The organism is Acinetobacter sp. AYS6 (assembly GCF_025630795.1).
Classification (GTDB): Bacteria; Pseudomonadota; Gammaproteobacteria; order Pseudomonadales; family Moraxellaceae; genus Acinetobacter.
Genome location: NZ_JAOTNV010000004.1, coordinates 316,173 through 333,953, shown reverse-complemented (window position 1 = coordinate 333,953; position 17,781 = coordinate 316,173). Strand labels below are relative to the sequence as shown.

Sequence of the window (17,781 nt, the reverse complement as noted above, 5' to 3'; positions counted from 1 at the left end):
ATTTTTTATCGACAACCCCAATATATTCATAATTATCATTAAATATATCAATATTCATATCTTTTTTATCAAGTATAAATTCAATCAGAATATTTTAACTTCATTTAAAGTTTTAAGTATCAAAAAAGCAATTTTATTCTAGCTGCGCTTTACTCATAAGAGTTATAAATTACATTTGAATAAATAGAAGGATTCAATAATGAAAACAATTGGCTTATTAGGCGGAATGAGTTGGGAATCTACAGTGCTTTATTATCAACAAATCAATAAAATGGTTCATCGTAAATTAGGAAAATTGCATTCTGCTAAAGTAATTATTAATAGTGTTGATTTTGAAGAAATAGCAGCCTTGCAAGCAAAAGGTTTATGGAAAGAGGCTGGAACGTATTTAGCCGAGCAAGCGCAAAACTTAGAGAAAGCAGGGGCAGATTGTATTTTGGTGTGTACCAATACCATGCACAAAGTTGCTGTACAGATTGAAGAGTCAATTACCACGCCTTTCTTACATATTGCCGATGCGACGGCAAAAGAAATTGTGAGTCAAAACGTGGGTAAAGTCGCTCTCTTGGGAACAGCTTTTACTATGGAACAAGATTTTTATAAAGCCCGCTTAAAAAATCATGGAATTGATGTAATTATTCCAAATGAAGCAGATCGAAAGATAATCCATCAAATTATTTATGAAGAGCTTTGTTTAGGGGTAATCAACCCAGAATCACAGCAAAAGTATATGACTATTGTAGAGAGGCTCATTGCTGAAGGCGCCCAAGGAATTATCTTGGGTTGTACCGAAATTTGTATATTGATTGGTGAGGTTAAATTTTCGGTGCCTTTATTTGATACGACCGCCATTCATGCAAAAGAGGCAGTGAGTTTTGCTTTATTATAACAAGTCAGATTAAATAAATTAAAATGAATAATTAATTTCAGAATGGAGTATAACTAATTGAAATTTACCTCAAAAATTGATTGGTGGCTTTTATTAATCCTGATCGTTGTTACAGTAAGTATAATCTCAAAAATTTATAAAGCTCATCAAACTGATTCTTTAGCATCTAATTTTAGTTACTTAGCCATTTATAGTGTCATTATTTTTCTAATTTGGCTGCCTATATTTAATACTTATTATGTTGTAGATCAGAATAAATTAATCATTAAAAGTATGGTGTTTCGCTGGAAAATCAATATTGATGATATTACTAAAATTGAAGAAACTCATAACCCACTTTCTTCACCCGCACTGTCATTAGATAGACTAAAAATTTATTATTTTAAAAATGGGAGTGTGAATTCGGTCATGATTTCACCAAAAGATAAAGAAGGTTTTTTTCAAGCAATAAACAAAAGACCATATTAAAGTTGCTTGTTTAATTGCACACATAAACTACGCTATCTCCATTATGACAAAAAAGAAATGGAGATAAGCCATGCCCACACGCTTTTTACTGCCTATTTTAAGCACTACAGTTTTAGTGGCATTAACGGGATGTACCTCATCTGCTCAATATTCTATTGCAGAAAGTTATGGTCCCGAACCAAAATTGCCTGAGCCTAAATCAAGTTTATTTCCAACCGTAAATATCGCACCTGCGGAAGGTTGGCCAAGTGGTGTTATGCCAAAACCAGCAGAAGGTTTAAAGGTAAAGGCATTTGCACAAGGCCTTGAGCATCCACGATGGTTACATGTTTTACCTAATGGAGATGTATTGGTTGCTGAAACCGATGCACCCCCTAAGCCGGATGATGGTAAGGGGATTAAAGGTAAGATAATGAATTTAGTGATGAAAAGAGCAGGTTCATCTCATCCGAGTGCTAACCGTATTAGTTTGCTTCGTGACACTAACGGAGACGGAGTTGCCGACCAAAAAACGGTATTTCTCAAAAACTTGAATTCTCCATTTGGTATGGCATTGGTGGGTAATAACTTATATATCGCCAATACGGATGCACTTGTACGTTTTCCTTATCAAGAGGGTGAAACACAAATTAGTGCAAGTGGAACTAAAGTATTGGACTTACCGGGCGGGCCTTTGAATCATCACTGGACCAAAAATGTAATTGCAAATCCTGAGGGAACTAAACTATATATTACGGTCGGCTCCAATAGTAATGTTGCTGAAAATGGTCTAGATAAAGAAAAAGGCCGTGCACAAATTATGGAATACGATATTGCAAGCGGTCAGTCTCGTCCATTTGCAACTGGATTACGTAATCCAAATGGTATGGCTTGGCAGCCTCAAAGCGGAAAACTTTGGACAGTTGTAAATGAGCGCGATGAAATTGGCAGCGACTTAGTCCCTGACTATATGACGTCAGTTCAAGATGGCGGTTTTTATGGCTGGCCTTATAGCTACTATGGTCAACATGTGGATGTGCGAGTAAAACCACAAAATCCTGAACTGGTCGCACGTGCCATTAAACCTGATTATGCACTGGGCAATCACACTGCCTCTTTAGGCCTTACCTTTTATGCAGCTGAACTCATGCCGCAATTCCGAGGTGGTGCATTCATTGGTCAGCATGGTTCTTGGAACCGTAAGCCTCACAGCGGTTATAAAGTCGTTTTTGTACCATTTAGAAGTGGTCAACCCTCTGGGCCACCTCAAGATATTTTGACTGGATTCCTAAGTGACAAAGGCAAAGCTTATGGGCGTCCTGTAGGAGTGGCAGTAGACTTTTCTGGGGCAGTGCTAGTCGCAGATGATGTGGGTAATACTATTTGGCGTGTTTCACCCGTTGCCGAGACGACTTATGAAGCTCCTATGAAACGTGCTGTTGGAACCCCGCCAGGCGCCCCATAAAGTGTATTAACGATCATTAATTAGCATGGGCGGCCTTTAAGCTTTATAGAGGCTCGTCCAAGAGGCTATTATTTAATTTTTAAATAATTGAACAAAAAAAATACTAATTGGACTTTATAAGCCAACTTCTCAAGAATGAATATGTGAAAACGATAATGATGTTTAAGGATCAAACACATGAATACACATATTCGAATTGCCGTGGTTGGTGGTGGTATTGCTGGTCTGGCTTTAGCAAGTAATTTAAGTAAATATGCTCATTTAGATGTACAAATGTTTGAATCTGCACCTCAGTTTTCTGAAATTGGGGCTGGGATTTCTTTTGGTGCTAATGCAGTCAAAGCCATTGAATTATTAGGTTTAGCCAAAGAATATCACGCCATTGCAGATAAGGTGAGTGCACCATTTCAAGATGTTTGGTTTCAATGGCGCAATGGTTATACTGATGAATATTTATCTGCATCTATTGCTACAGGTGTAGGGCAATCTTCGGTTCACCGTGCAGATTTTCTAGATGCCATTATTCCTCACATGCCTACGCAAAATGTCCATTTTTCTAAACGCCTTGAAGCAATTGAAGAACAAAACGATCAGGTAATTTTGCACTTTAATGATGGTAGTCGGCACGAGTGTGACTATTTGATTGGTGCTGACGGTATTCGCTCTGTTGCTCGTCAATATGTTTTAGCTACTCATCATTTGCCACCAGTTCATCCACGTTTTTCAGGAACTTGGGCATATCGTGGCATTATTTCGCACACTTCATTTAAAGAAGCTTTGCAGCAAATAAATGGTGATACAGATTTAGCAGATATTCCCCAAATGTTATTGGGTAAAGACAAACATATTTTAACGTTCCCAATTCGTAAAGGTGAGCAAATTAATATTGTTGCTTTCTGCTCAAACCGCGAAGACACGGTACTACCAGCCGATACACCGTGGACTAAACCTGTCGATAAAGCACAGATGCTTTCCGATTTTTCGGACTGGAGCGAAAGTTGCCAAACATTACTCGGTTTAATTGAACAGCCCACCATTTGGGCTTTGCATGAAATTGAAGAACTCTCGACTTATCAAAGCGTCTCGGGACGTGTGATTCTTATGGGGGATGCCGCACATGCCATGTTACCTCACCAAGGGGCTGGAGCAGGGCAAGGTCTCGAAGATGCATTAATCATTGCAGCCTTATTGGCGACCAAAAACTTACAAGCAGAGCAGTTAACCGATGTGTCTGCCATCTATGAAAAGTTGCGTTTAAAACGCGCTTGCCGCACTCAACAAACTTCTCGTGAGTCTGGCGAAATTTATGAATGTTATTCAGCTCAATACCCAACATTTGCAGAAATTGGCGAACATCTTGAACATCGTTTTGACTGGTTATGGCAACACGATCTAGAGCAGGATGTTGTAGATGCACAGCGCCAATTACATCAATTAGGAATGGCAACCATTTAAATAAATTTTTGTTTTACACACAATTTGCTAAGGAAAGCAATTATGGAAAAACTAAATGCAAATCAATTGATTGATGATACAAGATTAACACCCTTACATTGGCGGGTGATCTTGCTGAGCGCACTCATTATTATTTTTGATGGTTATGACTTAGTCATTTATGGTGTGGCATTGCCTAAGCTCATGCAACATTGGCAGTTAGATAGTATGACTGCTGGATTGCTGGGCAGTGTTGCATTATTTGGCATGATGTTTGGTGCCATGATTTTCGGGAGTTTGGCAGATAAATTAGAGTCCTATGGTTTTAGCCGTAAACGTTTAATTATGCTTTGCGTGCTCATTTTTAGCGGTTTTACCGTGCTATGCGGTTTTGCCAATAGCCCTAAAGAATTTGCCATCTATCGTTTTATTGCCGGCCTAGGTTTGGGCGGTGTCATGCCAAATGTTATTGCCATAATGACCGAATTTGCCCCAAAAAAATTAAGATCAACTTTGGTATCGCTCATGTTTAGTGGCTATGCCATTGGCGGTATGAGCTCAGCACTTTTAGGCATGTGGTTGGTTCCTAAATTTGGTTGGCAAATCATGTTTATTTTGGCAGGTATTCCTCTCATTTCATTACCTATTATTTGGAAATTTTTACCCGAATCAATTGATTATCTGGTTCGCCAGAAAAAATGGAATGAGGTACGTCATTTACTTCAACAGTTAGCACCAGAACAAAACATAGCTGATCATACCAACATTGTTTTACACCAAGAAAATCAACAAACTGCGGCTCGGCCTTTAGCTGCGTTATTTACCGAAAATCGCGCTTTAGTCACTCTTTTTTTCTGGCTGAGTGTATTTATGGCTTTACTGATGGTGTATGCGCTCGGTAACTGGATACCAAAACTCATGGTCGAGGCAGGATATGATTTATCAACTAGTCTGGTCTTTTTATTGGCGCTAAACTTGGGTGGGATGTTGGGCGCAATCGGTGGTGGTTACTTTGCTGATCGTTTTCATTTAGGTAAAGTTATTTGTTCACTCTTCTTCGCGGGTGCAATTTCACTTTACTTGCTGAGCTATGCTTTACCTATGGTCATTTTATATCTCTGTATTGCAATTGCTGGAGCCGCATCTATCGGTGGACAAATTTTATTGCTGGCTTATATGGCTCAGTTTTATCCTTCACCAATTCGCAGTACTGGCATTGGTATGGCTTTGGGCGTAGGCCGTATTGGGGCGATTTTAGGTCCGATTTTATGCGGCTGGCTTTTAAGTTTGCATTTACCCATTGAATATAATTTTATTGCGCTAGCCATTCCTTGTGTGCTGGCAACCTTAAGTGTTATTGCCATAAGTATTTGTAGCCGAACCAAACGGGTCATGTTGAATTCAAGCATGTCTCCATAGTAGTTAAGCATTTTTATTCCTGTAAAAGGAACTACACTCTAAACAAGGAAGTTAACGTCTTTGTTTAGAGTATTTAAAGGATCAGAACCATGGATTTAGGTTTGATTAAAGTTTTTGTCTGTATTTATGAGTCTCGTCACATTAGTAAAGCTGCCGATAAATTAAATTTGAGTCAGCCCTCGGTCACTTATAATTTGAACCGTTTACGCCGTCAGTTAAATGACGAGTTGTTTACCCGAAGCAGAGGCGGGGTCGAACCTACAAAAGTTGCCCATGAGCTTTATCCAATTTTTCACCAAGCAATTTTTAATATTGAATCGGCGATTGCTCAAGCACAGGAATTTCATCCTGAAAACTCAAATAAAACTTTCCGAATTGGACTGTCAGATGCAGGGGAAATTTGCCTCTTACCCAGTCTGATGGCTTTTTTGCAAAAAACAGCACCCTATATTCAAATTGAGATTGAAGAGATTCAGTCGTCTAAGGTTGAACAGTGGCTCATTGATGGTTTTTTAGATCTAGCCGTATTTAATAGTACGCAGACCATAATGCCTAAAATAGAAACACGTACTTTATTTGAAGAAAGATATGTATGTATTGCCAGAGCTGACCATCCGAGACTACAGCAGCAGCTAACTTTAGAGCAATATTTGCAAGAAGATCATGTTGCGATTAAATCATCGACAGGGCATATCCAAGTTGAGCAATATTTAAAAACAATGGATTTGAAGAGACGTATTCGATTAGAGGTTCCTCATTTTAGTGTTTTGCAAGGCGTTTTGCAGAGTTCAGATATGTTGGTGACCTTACCGTCGAGAGCAGCTCGACATTATTTAGCACATGGTAATGTTCAAATGTTTGAATTACCTTTTGCTATGGATTCTTTTAAAGTGAGCTTAAATTGGTTTAATCGTAGTGATGATATTATTGCCAGAAAATGGTTGATTCAATCTGTTGGTCAAATATTTGAAGTTCTATAAAACTATTAATATCTGTGTTGAAAGTTATATTTAAAATTTCATTTTCAGATGAATGAGCTTGATCTGAGAAGTTAAAGTTCTTTCCAATTTATTATTAAATTTTGATAGCATTCGCGGCATACACAATAAGAACTGTTGATACGAATTATGACCGATCAATTAAGAGCAAAATTTGAAAATTTAGAACTTAACGCAGGTTTAGGGAAAATCAGTGCCTTTATTTCAATGTCACTCAGCTTACTTTGTTTATTTGGTGCATTATGTTTTTTATTTCCCAGCATATTAACGACACCGGAACTTCGTCCTCTTTACGCAAAACACTATAATCTTTTTTATTATGGCCTGATCACTGGCATTGTGATTAGTGCTGGTTTTGGTGCGTTTAGTGCAATTATTCGTCAAAACCGATATGGATTCTACGGGCTATGTTTTTCACTTGTAGCAGCAGTTTTGGGCTGTGGTGTAATTGAAGCACCCGTTTTACCCAGTGTACCGTTTTATGCAGGTATCGATTATTTTGTACTGACCCTATTCATTTTAGCGTTTGTTTTTATTCCGCTTGAAGGTTTTTTTGCTAAAAATCCTGAACAAAAAATATTAAGAGTGGGCTGGGTGACCGATATGAAATATTTCATGGTCAGCCATGTTGGAATCCAATTATTCAGCTTTTTAACGGTCATGCCGATTCAATATTGGATTACCCATCTGCCTGATAACCCGATTGTGCCTTATGTACAAGCCCAACCAATTTGGCTGCAATTTATTGAGCTACTAATTGTGGTCGATTTTACAGTCTATTGGTTACACCGTGCGATGCATGAAGTTAATTTCTTATGGCGTTTTCATGCGATTCATCATTCGACTGAATATATGGATTGGTTAGCATCTTCTCGTTTACATGTCATAGAAGTGCTAATGACTCGTTTTATTGCGACTTTACCGATTTTCCTATTAGGTTTTCATACTTCAGCTGTTTTTGCTTATTTAGTTTTTATTTCGTTTCACGCTATTTTTATCCATTCTAATGTGCGTTTTCGTTTTCCATATTTGCGTTGGATTATCGCAACACCAGAATTTCATCATTGGCATCATTCCTCAGAAAAACCTGCTATTGATAAAAATTACGCTGCTTTTATTCCACTCTATGATGTCATTTTTAAAACCGTCTATATGCCAAGTCATTTGGCGAGCGTATATGGGACGGTGGGTTATAAAATCCCAAATAGTTTTATAAAACAGTTTACTTGGCCTTTTAAAAAGTATGTAAAACGTTTTTTAAAACCTTGGCGTGATCAGTAAAATAAAAATAGCCTCGATGGAGGCTATTTTTTAAATCATTATTTGCTTTTAATATTTTTAAAAATCATTACAAGGGCAATCAGAGCAAGGCTAATAATTAAACTCATATAAATATTGGCACTGTTCATAAGTCCAATTTTACCAACAAAATAGCCTGCAAGAATTGCCGGAATGCTAAAAGCTAAATAGCTTTCAACAAAAAATGCGGCCATAAGACCTGCACGTTCTTCGGGTAAAGCTAGGGGCATGACTGTGCGGATTGCTCCCATAAAAGCTGTACCAAAACCCACTCCAGTAATAATAGAACCAATAAATAAAACAGCCGCACTTGTAAAATTAATCGCTAGAAATAAAACGGTTGCGCCAATGATGATGGATAAGGTGCCTGTCAGCAAAATACGAAAATTTGTAGATTTTCTAAGTGTCAGAATTCCTGCTGCACCTGAAAGGGCGAGAGCCATAAACATAATACCGTTTAGCCAAGCTGAAGATGTCTGAAAAATTTTTGCCAGCAAAGATGGCATCAGTGATAAGAAGAAACCACTGACCATCCAAAGCGCAATATTAATAGGACTAATACTGAATAAAGCACTTCTTGCCTGATGAGGAATGGCCATGTTGGGTTTTAAAGAAGCAAGCGCACCCGATCTTTTTTGTACAGTTTCAGGATTAAAAAAACTTAAAATGAGTTGAAATGTAAAGAGAACACATAAGAGTTCAAAAACCAGATGTAAAGGTTGTGATGAGAATTGCAGAATAAGACAGGTAATAAAAATGCCAGCTGCCATGCCAACCATTGGAGCAATACTATTAATCAGAGACCCTTGAAGCTTGCTGAAATCTAAGATGGCGGCGCCTATGGCAGAAACGGCAAGTCCAGTCGCAATGCCTTGTAGACCACGCGCAATGAATAGCATAGAAACATCTGAGGCAAAAAGGAAAAAGCTCATTGAAATAATTTGAAGAAAAATCGCCGAAAGAATGACAGGCCGACGTCCAATATAATCCGATAAAGAACCAATAATGAGTAAAGAGGCAAGTAAGGTAAATGCGTAGGTTGCAAAAATTAAGGTTAATGTAACAGGCGAAAAATTCCATGCTTGTTGATACAAGCGATATAGAGGAGTAGGAGAGCTGGATGCGGCCATAAAGGTCATGAGCGTAACCGTGTTTAAGGTCAACGCAATTCTTGAATCTAATCGAAAAACAGATCCAGACCCTTTAGAACTTGAATTGTTCATATAAGATGAATAACATAAAAGCGAATATTTAGCTTTTATACATTATTTTTGTACTAAAGCAAATCCTTAGCTTTAGTGTATTTTGTATATACAAATAATATTTTAATTGTTTTTTATTGAAGTAGAGCTGATTAATGGCAAAAGTTGTTACTGGGTTACGACCGGGCGGCCGTAGTGAAAGAATTCAAACTGCGGTACATCAAGCAGTCAAAGAGCTTCAAAAAACATGTGAACAAAGCCAAATCACTATACCTATGATTGCTGATGAAGCAGGAGTAACGCCTTCTACAATTTATCGCCGTTGGGGAGATATCAACCAGTTATTTTCAGATGTCGCCCTTAATGAACTGAAACCCGATATGGAGCCAAAAGATTTAGGCTCATTTCAACTTGATATCACGACATGGATCGAACAATATTTCGAAGAGTACTCTTCTGAAGTAGGGCAAACATTGCTAAGAGATTTACTATATGCAACTGAATCTTCAAACGCTCGAAAGTGCGAAACTTTAATCATTCAACAACTTGATATTATTCAAGCCAGAGCTAAGGCGCGTAATGAATTAACTATAGAAAATCAAGAAATTATCGAAGCTGTTATTGCACCTATGCTATTTCGAATCTTATTCACTGATCGTACATTAAGCTTAGACTATGTCCAAATTTTATTGGAGCGGTTATTTAAGGCCCATCCTAATTTGAATTAATTTATCACAGCTTATTAGTGTAATTTTTTAACAAGAAATAGACACTTTCTCTTGTTAAAAAATTATATATCAATTTTTCTTATTATTTTTAAATTAAATTTTCATAATTTATATTTAATATGTTTTCTGTAAAACCATTTATTTAGTAAATGATTGCCTTGAGTTAGCTTCTAACACTCTTAAGGAGGGTGTTATGAGTGTTTTTTATCTAAAATATTAATATAAATAGTAACTTATTTAAATATAAATCTGTTTTTATGACATTTAAAACCTAAAAATAAAATTGATTCTATACAATTTAATGCATGATTTCTGAATTTGTCATTTTTTAAATTTATAACACAGGGTGTTTTTTATTCTTTACAATGGCTTTTCCTTGTTAAAGCAGCTTGTGGTGCTTGCTTTATATTTTATTTTTTTATCCCCATCGAAAAGGTATTTAGATAATGGATTTCAATACCCTTGACCAAGAAACGGTACAGAAAAAACAGAAATTTCACCAAATTTTGTATGTACAGGTCATTTTTGCAATTATTTTGGGCATTTTAATTGGTCATTTTTACCCAGAACTTGGCGAAAGTTTAAAACCGCTTGGTGATGCATTCATCAAGATTGTTAAAATGATTATTGCTCCCGTCATCTTTTTAACTGTTGTTACAGGCATTGCCAGTATGACAAACATGAGCCGAGTTGGTCGTGTAACTGGTAAGGCTATGCTCTATTTTCTGACCTTCTCAAGCTTGGCTCTTGTGGTTGGTATGATTGTGGCAAATATTATCCAACCGGGTAAAGGCCTTAATATTGATCCTGCTACCTTAGTCAACGACAAAGTAAATACTTATGTTGAAAAGGCGCATGCAACAAATATTACTGATTTCTTCATGAATATTATCCCGCAAACATTGGTCAGTCCTTTGGCTGGTGGCGAGATTTTACAGGTGTTATTTGTAGCGGTGCTATTTGGTATTTCTTTAGCTGCTTTGGGTGACAGAGCACGTCCAATTACCGATTTCTTAAATAACTTAACAGCTCCAGTTTTCTACTTGGTCGGTATGTTAATGAAGCTTGCCCCAATTGGTGCTTTTGGTGCAATGGCTTTTACAATCGGTGCTTATGGAATCGAATCAATTGGTAATTTATTGCTGTTGATCATGACGTTCTATATTACTGCTGTCTTATTTATCTTAGTTGTTTTAGGTGCAGTCGCTCGTTATAACGGCTTTTCAATTATTCATTTAATTCGTTATATCAAAGATGAGCTTTGGTTGGTTTTAGGGACAAGTTCTTCTGAAGCAGCTTTGCCATCATTAATGGACAAAATGCAAAAAGCGGGTTGTGAAAAATCAGTTGTAGGTTTGGTAATTCCAACAGGTTATTCATTTAACCTAGATGGGACAAATATTTATATGACAATGGCGGCTCTATTTATTGCTCAAGCCTGTAATGTAGATTTATCAATTAGTGAACAAATCGCATTGCTTTTAGTTGCAATGGTAAGTTCTAAAGGTGCAGCAGGGGTGACTGGTGCAGGCTTTATTACTCTGGCTGCAACTTTATCGGTTGTACCAGCTGTTCCTGTCGCTGGTATGGCTTTAATTCTGGGTATCGACCGTTTTATGTCTGAATGCCGTGCTTTAACAAATTTAGTGGGTAATGCATGTGCAACAATTGTTGTGGCACGTTGGGATAAAGCTTTAGATAAAGATCTTCTGGATAAAGCATTAAAGAACCATAAAGCAGATTAACCTGATAAAAAAATCTTGTAGCTAAAGGCAATTTGGGAGAGTTGCCCAGCTACAGATTTTTTGTTTAATATCGAAAAAAAATATTTTAACTAAGCCATTCTAAAGTTCTGCAACATTACTTTCTTTTAAGAAAGATACTACTGTAATTAAAATCGGGTCGTAAAAAATTATGCTTTTAAGTGATCCTCAAACTCTTCACCTAATTGCATAGCTAATGAATTACCTGCTAAATCACAGGTCACTAAACCATATTCTTTTTTAAAACTAAAAGTAAAACCTTTCCCGTCAGCAAGATTTTTAACTGAATATCCTAACTTTTCTAACCAAATACGAAACGCAATCAAATTTTTAGCTTTAACAACCTTTTTCACGTGAGAACTCCTTCTATCCGTGGCATTACATCTTATTTATTAATAGGGTTTTAATTAGATTTTTTAAAGGGGCAAAACTTTGTTTTATTTTGCAACTTGTAAAAAAAGTAAGATAAAGAAATAAAAGATTTCATTTTTATGAAATTTTGATTGTGTTATGTAATTAAAAAATAATAAATTTTTATGTAAAGCACTGTTTGGGTGAGTGATTTTGAAAATTATAAATTTGATGAATTTTTTTAAATAATGAATAAATAAAAAATAGAGTAAATGTAAAAAATAATTACGGGCAACAGGGAATAAGCAAAAAGATACAGTTTTTAAAATGAAACTGTATCTTCTTTAAAAGCTAAATTTTAGAAATGATCTTTAAGCGCGCGTAGGTGAGCAAAATCTTCAACACTTTCCGCGCGAAGAAAAGGGTTGGTTGCTAATTCAAGCTCAATAGTGCTCGGTAATGTGATTAATTTTTGTTTACGTAGCTCACGGACTTCTTCAGCTCGTTTTGATAAGGCATGGTTATGCGGTTCCACCGTTAAGGCAAATTCAGCGTTTGAAAGCGTGTATTCATGTGTACAATAAACTTTTGTATGGGTTGGTAATGCTGCTAAACGGCTCAGTGAGTGATACATTTGTTCGGCTGTGCCTTCAAATAGTCGACCACATCCCATTGCAAATAAAGTATCGCCGCAAAATACAGCTTCTAATTCTTCAATAAAATAGACAATATGCCCTAAGGTATGACCTGGGGTTGCGATAATCTCTACTTTTAAATCATTAAATTTTAAATGATCGTCATGTTGTAAAGGGTGAGTAATTCCTGGAATTTTTGTGAGCTCATCACGTGGGCCATACACAGTAATATTTTGCGCAGCCGTTAAGTCCGCCACACCACCGATATGATCTTTATGCCAATGGGTGAGCCAGATTTGTTTTAAGGTTAACTGATGACTCTGACAAAATTGAGTTACCAGCTCTGCTTCGGTTGGGTCAACTGCAACAGCTTCTTGAGTTTCAGTATCTTCTAAAATCCAGATATAGTTTTGGAGGGCATTTTGCACATCAATAAAATGAATTCTGTAACGCATTGTTTTATCCTAAAACCAAATCCAAAGAGTAAATAAATAATCACTGATTTTGATCATAACAGAAAATGGTATTAACCCACGTACTTCACCATTTTATGAAACTGGTTTATATAAAACAAAAAAGCCCCCGTGTAGGGAGCTTCTTATAGTCGATGATTTATCGTACTTTCGCGAGCCAGTTGCCTAGTGTCTGTACAATCTGTACTAAGAGCAATAGAACAATCACTGTTAAAATAACAACGCTTGTATCAAAACGTTGATAGCCATAAGAAATCGCTAAATCACCAATACCGCCTGCACCAACTGCACCAGCCATGGCAGTTGCACCAATAAGACTGATTGTCGCTGTGGTAAGGTTTAAGATGAGTGAACTGCGTGCTTCAGGCAAAACAAAGCGAGAGATAATTTGCCAAGGGGTAGCACCCATCGCCTGAGCAGATTCAATAATTCCTTCATTTACTTCAAGCAAGGAAGTCTCAATAAGACGTCCCATATATGGCCCAACATAAATAGTTAATGGAACAATAGCTGCCCACGTACCAATTGAAGTGCCTACTAATAGCTTAGTAAGAGGAATCACTGCAATAAGTAAAATGATAAAAGGAAGAGAGCGTAAAGCATTTACAATTGGATTAAGTAAATGATAAATCACTTTATTGGGCAAAATGCCTTCTGGACGGGTAACTAATAAAATAATTCCCTGAATGAATCCCCAAATACCACCAAACAAAAGTGCGAAGAAAACCATATGAAAGGTTTCTTGCAAAGCGGTAACGAACTGATCAATAGAAAGAGAACTATGCCAGAAAGGTTGAGTGAGTTCAGTTAACCACTGTACGATTAAATCTCTCATACTTGATCTCCTGATTGAACTACACCCACTTCATTTTGTTCTAAAAACTCAATAGCCTGCTTAATTAGCAGAGGATCACCTAAAAGCTGCACAAACATTTGACCAATAACGGTGCCATTAATTTCAGTCATGTTAGCAAATAAGATATTTAAGCTAATATCGAATTGTTTAATCAGTGACTGAATGACAGGTTCTTGAGCAGAACGTCCTAAAAACTGTAAACAGTAAATACTATGATGATGCTGGTTTTCGAGCTGATTTAAAATATTCACAGGCAACTGCTGATGTAAAACAGTTTGAATGAAGTTTTTAGTTGTCGGATGTTGAGGTTTACTAAAGATATCAATCGTTGAACCTTGTTCAATGACTTTACCTGCTTCCATCACAGCTACATGATCACAAACAGTTTCAATGACATCCATCTCATGGGTCACCATAACTATCGTGATTTTTTGCTCTTGATTGATTTTCTTTAGTAGCTCTAAAACTGACTTGGTTGTTTGAGGGTCTAGGGCAGAGGTTGCTTCATCACACAAAAGGATTTTTGGATGATTTGCCAAAGCACGGGCAATACCAACACGTTGCTTTTGGCCGCCAGAAAGTTCATCAGGATAAGCATCTTTTTTGTGCTTAAGGTCAATGAACTCCAATAACTCATTCAAGCGCTTTTCACGTTCTACCTTATTGTAATTTAGTAGACGCATTGGCATTTCGATATTTTCAGCAACCGTCTTGGTTTGTAGCAGATTGAAGTGCTGAAAAATCATACCAATATTTGCACGTTCCTGACGTAATGAACGCGCATCCAAAGCAGTGAAGTCCTTTTGATTAATGATAACCTGACCTTCATTTGGTCGTTCAAGTAAGTTAATCAGGCGGATTAAAGTACTTTTACCTGCACCACTATAGCCAATAATACCAAAAATACTACCTTCTGGAATTTCCAAATTAATTTGGTCCAGGGCACGTATGGTTTGGCCTTTAAGCTGATAGTGCTTTGAAATGTTTTTAAATTGAATCATGTCGTCAAAAAACTATGCTGAAAAGAAAAAACAGGCAAAGAGACTTTGCCTGTTTCGCGTTGCGGGTATTATATTACTATTTAGCTTCTGTGAGGTAGCTGATTGGCTGATTCACGTCAACTTTTGTACCACCAAAGTGCTGTTCAACGTATTTTTTTACAGCTTCGGTATGATATAGCTGACCAACCTTCTGAAGAGTAGGGTCATCTTTACGTGATTCCGCTGTTGCAAGAATGTTTACGTTGAGTTTTGTGCTGCTGTCTACTGGCTCATAGAAAATAGAATCTTTGAGCACATTTAAACCGCCTTCCATTGCTAAAGTATTACCTAAAACAATTGCATCAACTTCATCTTTTACGCGTACAGCTGTCGCCATTTGGATTGGTTTGATATCAATTTTTTTACTATTGTCGATAATGTCGTTTGGAGTGCCTTTAGCAGGATCAAAATCAGCCTTAAGCTTAATTAAGCCCGCACTTTGTAATAACAATAATGCGCGAGCTTCATTTGCAGCATCATTAGGAATTGCAATGCTTGCACCTTGTTGGAACTCATCTACTTTCTTATGTTTACTAGAGTAAATACCCATTGGTTCAAGATAAGTGGTAGAAACTGGCGCAATTTTATCTTTGTTAGATGCATTAAAAGCAACTAAATATGCATAAGACTGGAATGCATTTAAGTCAACTTCTTTATTTGCAACAGCTGTATTCATTGACACATAATCAGTGAAATTTTTCACTTCAAGCTTAATGCCAGCAGCTTTAGTTTCCGGTAGAGTTGAAATATAACGCCAGATATCAGCGTCAGAGCCAGTTGAAGCAATAACTACAGTTTGCAGTTGTGATGAATCACTACCTTTTCCGGCTTGTGGTTCATTTTGCTGTTTACCGCAGGCTGCAAGTAATAGCACAGACACGCTTAAAAAAAGACTGATCAGCTTTTTCATCTAAAAAAAGTCCTGATTATGAGAGAAATCAACTGTTCAAGTTGGTTCTCGACGAGAAATGAAATGTGTTCTATTGCAACATTCCAAAGTTTTCAACGCTAAAAGTTATAACTTTCAGTACTTTTCTAATTCTTCAGCTACTTGTTCTAGCATTTTTGATCTGAGCTTGATAAAACTATTTTTACAGCAGCTTTATCAAATATTATCAGTCATTAAGCAATGTTAAAAAGTATTGAATATTAAAAAATTACGATCATCCTTAACGAAATTAGACCATGTGCGATGATGTTTAGCAGCACATTAACTTGGTGGAATGTTCCAACGGTTTAACCAATCATATCAATAAAAACATATTCAATATAGTGGACATGTTTCGATCTTATTAATTGGAAGTGAATAAAAGATAAGATTTAAATAAATTTATCTAATAAGTAAGATCGAAATAAAAAAAGCCCTCTATGAAAGAGAGCTTTTTATAAATTAAGATTTTTTATTCAGCTTTTTCACGTGCAATTGCGCGGTAGCCAATATCACTACGGTATTGCATACCCGTAAAGGTAACTTGACCACATACTTCTAGCGCATTAATTTGTGCTTCAAGAACGCTGTCGCCCAATGCTGTTACACAAAGAACTCGACCACCAGAAGTCACGATGTGACCATCTTCACGTGTTGCAGTGCCTGCATGGAAAATTTTGGTATCTTCAGGAGATTGTCCGATACCTGAAATTACGTCACCTTTGCGTACGCTATCTGGATATCCTTCTGCTGCAAGTACAATACCGATTGACTTGCGCTCATCCCACTCAGCTTCTTTTGGTAAATTACCAGCAATACCAGCTTCTACCAATTCAACAAGAGATGACTTTAAACGCATCATGATCGGTTGAGTCTCAGGGTCGCCAAAACGACAGTTAAACTCGATCACACGTGGTTGACCTTGCTCGTCAATCATTAAGCCAGCATATAAGAAGCCAGTATAAACGTGTCCGTCAGCAGCCATACCATCAACAGTCGGACGCATGATTTCAGTCATAACACGTTCGAAAATGTCAGAAGTTACAACCGGAGCAGGAGAGTAAGCACCCATACCGCCAGTGTTAGGTCCTTGATCGCCTTCAAAAATACGTTTGTGATCTTGTGAAGTTGCCATTGGTAAAATATTTTTACCATCAATCATACAAATGAAAGAAGCTTCTTCACCTGCAAGGAACTGTTCAATTACAACGCGTGAACCAGCATCACCAAATTTGTTGCCTGCCAGCATGTCATCAATTGCTGCAAAAGCTTCTTCGTTGGTCATTGCAACGATTACACCTTTACCAGCAGCAAGACCATCAGCTTTAATTACAATTGGCGCACCATTTTTTTCAACATAAGCTTTAGCTGCGTCTACTTCAGTGAAAACGTCATAGAAAGCAGTTGGAATGTTGTGACGCTTTAAAAAATGCTTAGCAAATGCTTTTGAACCTTCAAGCTGCGCTGCATATTGAGTAGGTCCCCAAATTTTTAAACCTGCTTCACGTGCAGCATCTACCACACCATTAACTAATGGTGCTTCTGGACCAACAATAATAAGATCAACATTATTTTCTTTAGCAAAAGCAATGATTGCTGAGTTGTCTAAAATATCAAGTTGAACATTCACACATTTGTCTTCTGTTGCAGTTCCAGCATTACCTGGTGCAACAAAAACTTGAGTGACATTGGTATCTTGCGCAATTTTCCATGCTAAAGCATGTTCACGACCACCACTACCTAAAACTAAAATATTCATTTTTAATTTGTTCCTTAACTTTAATTCTTTTCATCCCCCTCTATCCCTCAAGGTGGAGAGTTAGCTCCATTATTGTGGAAAACCCTCCTGAATAA

16 protein-coding genes are annotated in these 17,781 nt (G+C 37.1%); 9 read left to right on the top strand and 7 right to left on the bottom strand.

Translation table 11 applies throughout. The features are described 5' to 3' along the window. Nucleotides 1–199: 199 nt before the first annotated feature. The 7 genes from OD757_RS02415 (at nt 200) to OD757_RS02385 (ending at nt 7,933) form a co-directional block, all read left to right on the top strand. On the top strand, nt 200–889 hold the full coding sequence (locus tag OD757_RS02415; protein ID WP_263030739.1) for an aspartate/glutamate racemase family protein: 690 nt from the start codon (nt 200–202) through the stop codon (nt 887–889). Nucleotides 890–946: 57 nt separating this feature from the next. Then, nucleotides 947–1,357 (top strand): PH domain-containing protein, encoded by a 411-nt coding sequence (locus tag OD757_RS02410; protein WP_263030738.1) that lies wholly within the window; start codon nt 947–949, stop codon nt 1,355–1,357. 70 nt (nt 1,358–1,427) lie between these two features. Next, nucleotides 1,428–2,801, top strand: a complete 1,374-nt coding sequence (locus OD757_RS02405; RefSeq protein WP_263030737.1) for a PQQ-dependent sugar dehydrogenase — start codon at nt 1,428–1,430, stop codon at nt 2,799–2,801. A 177-nt stretch (nt 2,802–2,978) separates the two neighbouring features. Beyond that, nucleotides 2,979–4,256 carry a salicylate 1-monooxygenase gene (gene salA / locus OD757_RS02400; RefSeq protein ID WP_263030736.1) on the top strand — a complete coding sequence of 426 codons (1,278 nt, stop codon included), beginning with the start codon at nt 2,979–2,981 and terminating at the stop codon, nt 4,254–4,256. Nucleotides 4,257–4,298: 42 nt separating this feature from the next. Continuing rightward, complete coding sequence (locus OD757_RS02395) at nt 4,299–5,654, top strand: MFS transporter (RefSeq protein ID WP_263030735.1); 1,356 nt, start codon at nt 4,299–4,301, stop codon at nt 5,652–5,654. 89 nt (nt 5,655–5,743) lie between these two features. Next, nucleotides 5,744–6,634 carry a LysR family transcriptional regulator gene (locus OD757_RS02390; RefSeq protein WP_009391740.1) on the top strand — a complete coding sequence of 297 codons (891 nt, stop codon included), beginning with the start codon at nt 5,744–5,746 and terminating at the stop codon, nt 6,632–6,634. Nucleotides 6,635–6,781: 147 nt separating this feature from the next. Then, a complete protein-coding gene (locus tag OD757_RS02385; protein ID WP_263030734.1) occupies nt 6,782–7,933 on the top strand; it encodes a sterol desaturase family protein in 1,152 nt (383 codons plus the stop codon). A 38-nt stretch (nt 7,934–7,971) separates the two neighbouring features. On the opposite strand, the gene OD757_RS02380 is transcribed toward OD757_RS02385, so the two are convergent. Further along, on the bottom strand, nt 7,972–9,174 hold the full coding sequence (locus tag OD757_RS02380) for an MFS transporter (protein WP_034678534.1): 1,203 nt from the start codon (nt 9,172–9,174) through the stop codon (nt 7,972–7,974). A 134-nt stretch (nt 9,175–9,308) separates the two neighbouring features. Here OD757_RS02380 and OD757_RS02375 point away from each other — a divergent pair, with 134 nt between their 5' ends. Both OD757_RS02375 and OD757_RS02370 read left to right on the top strand, forming a co-directional pair. After that, entirely contained in the window at nt 9,309–9,881 is a 573-nt protein-coding gene (locus OD757_RS02375) for a TetR/AcrR family transcriptional regulator (RefSeq protein ID WP_009391713.1), read from the top strand. Between the two features lie 446 nt (nt 9,882–10,327). Continuing rightward, the gene (locus OD757_RS02370) at nt 10,328–11,626 is read left to right on the top strand and encodes a dicarboxylate/amino acid:cation symporter (RefSeq protein ID WP_009391753.1); all 1,299 of its coding nucleotides are present in this window, start codon (nt 10,328–10,330) and stop codon (nt 11,624–11,626) included. A 167-nt stretch (nt 11,627–11,793) separates the two neighbouring features. Here OD757_RS02370 and OD757_RS02365 read toward each other — a convergent pair whose 3' ends face one another. From OD757_RS02365 to purD, 6 genes are all read right to left on the bottom strand, one after another. Beyond that, nucleotides 11,794–11,997, bottom strand: coding sequence for a hypothetical protein (locus tag OD757_RS02365; protein WP_002119766.1), 204 nt, complete (start codon nt 11,995–11,997; stop codon nt 11,794–11,796). Between the two features lie 356 nt (nt 11,998–12,353). After that, on the bottom strand, nt 12,354–13,085 hold the full coding sequence (gene gloB / locus OD757_RS02360) for a hydroxyacylglutathione hydrolase (RefSeq protein ID WP_263030733.1): 732 nt from the start codon (nt 13,083–13,085) through the stop codon (nt 12,354–12,356). Nucleotides 13,086–13,242: 157 nt separating this feature from the next. Then, nucleotides 13,243–13,938, bottom strand: coding sequence for a methionine ABC transporter permease (locus OD757_RS02355; protein WP_009391782.1), 696 nt, complete (start codon nt 13,936–13,938; stop codon nt 13,243–13,245). Continuing rightward, nucleotides 13,935–14,960, bottom strand: a complete 1,026-nt coding sequence (locus tag OD757_RS02350; protein ID WP_009391712.1) for a methionine ABC transporter ATP-binding protein — start codon at nt 14,958–14,960, stop codon at nt 13,935–13,937. The genes OD757_RS02355 and OD757_RS02350 overlap by 4 nt, the downstream gene beginning before the upstream one ends. 76 nt (nt 14,961–15,036) lie before the next feature. Next, on the bottom strand, nt 15,037–15,909 hold the full coding sequence (locus OD757_RS02345) for a MetQ/NlpA family ABC transporter substrate-binding protein (RefSeq protein ID WP_263030732.1): 873 nt from the start codon (nt 15,907–15,909) through the stop codon (nt 15,037–15,039). 490 nt (nt 15,910–16,399) lie between these two features. Further along, complete coding sequence (gene purD, locus OD757_RS02340) at nt 16,400–17,686, bottom strand: phosphoribosylamine--glycine ligase (RefSeq protein ID WP_009391730.1); 1,287 nt, start codon at nt 17,684–17,686, stop codon at nt 16,400–16,402. Between the last annotated feature and the right edge of the window lie 95 nt (nt 17,687–17,781).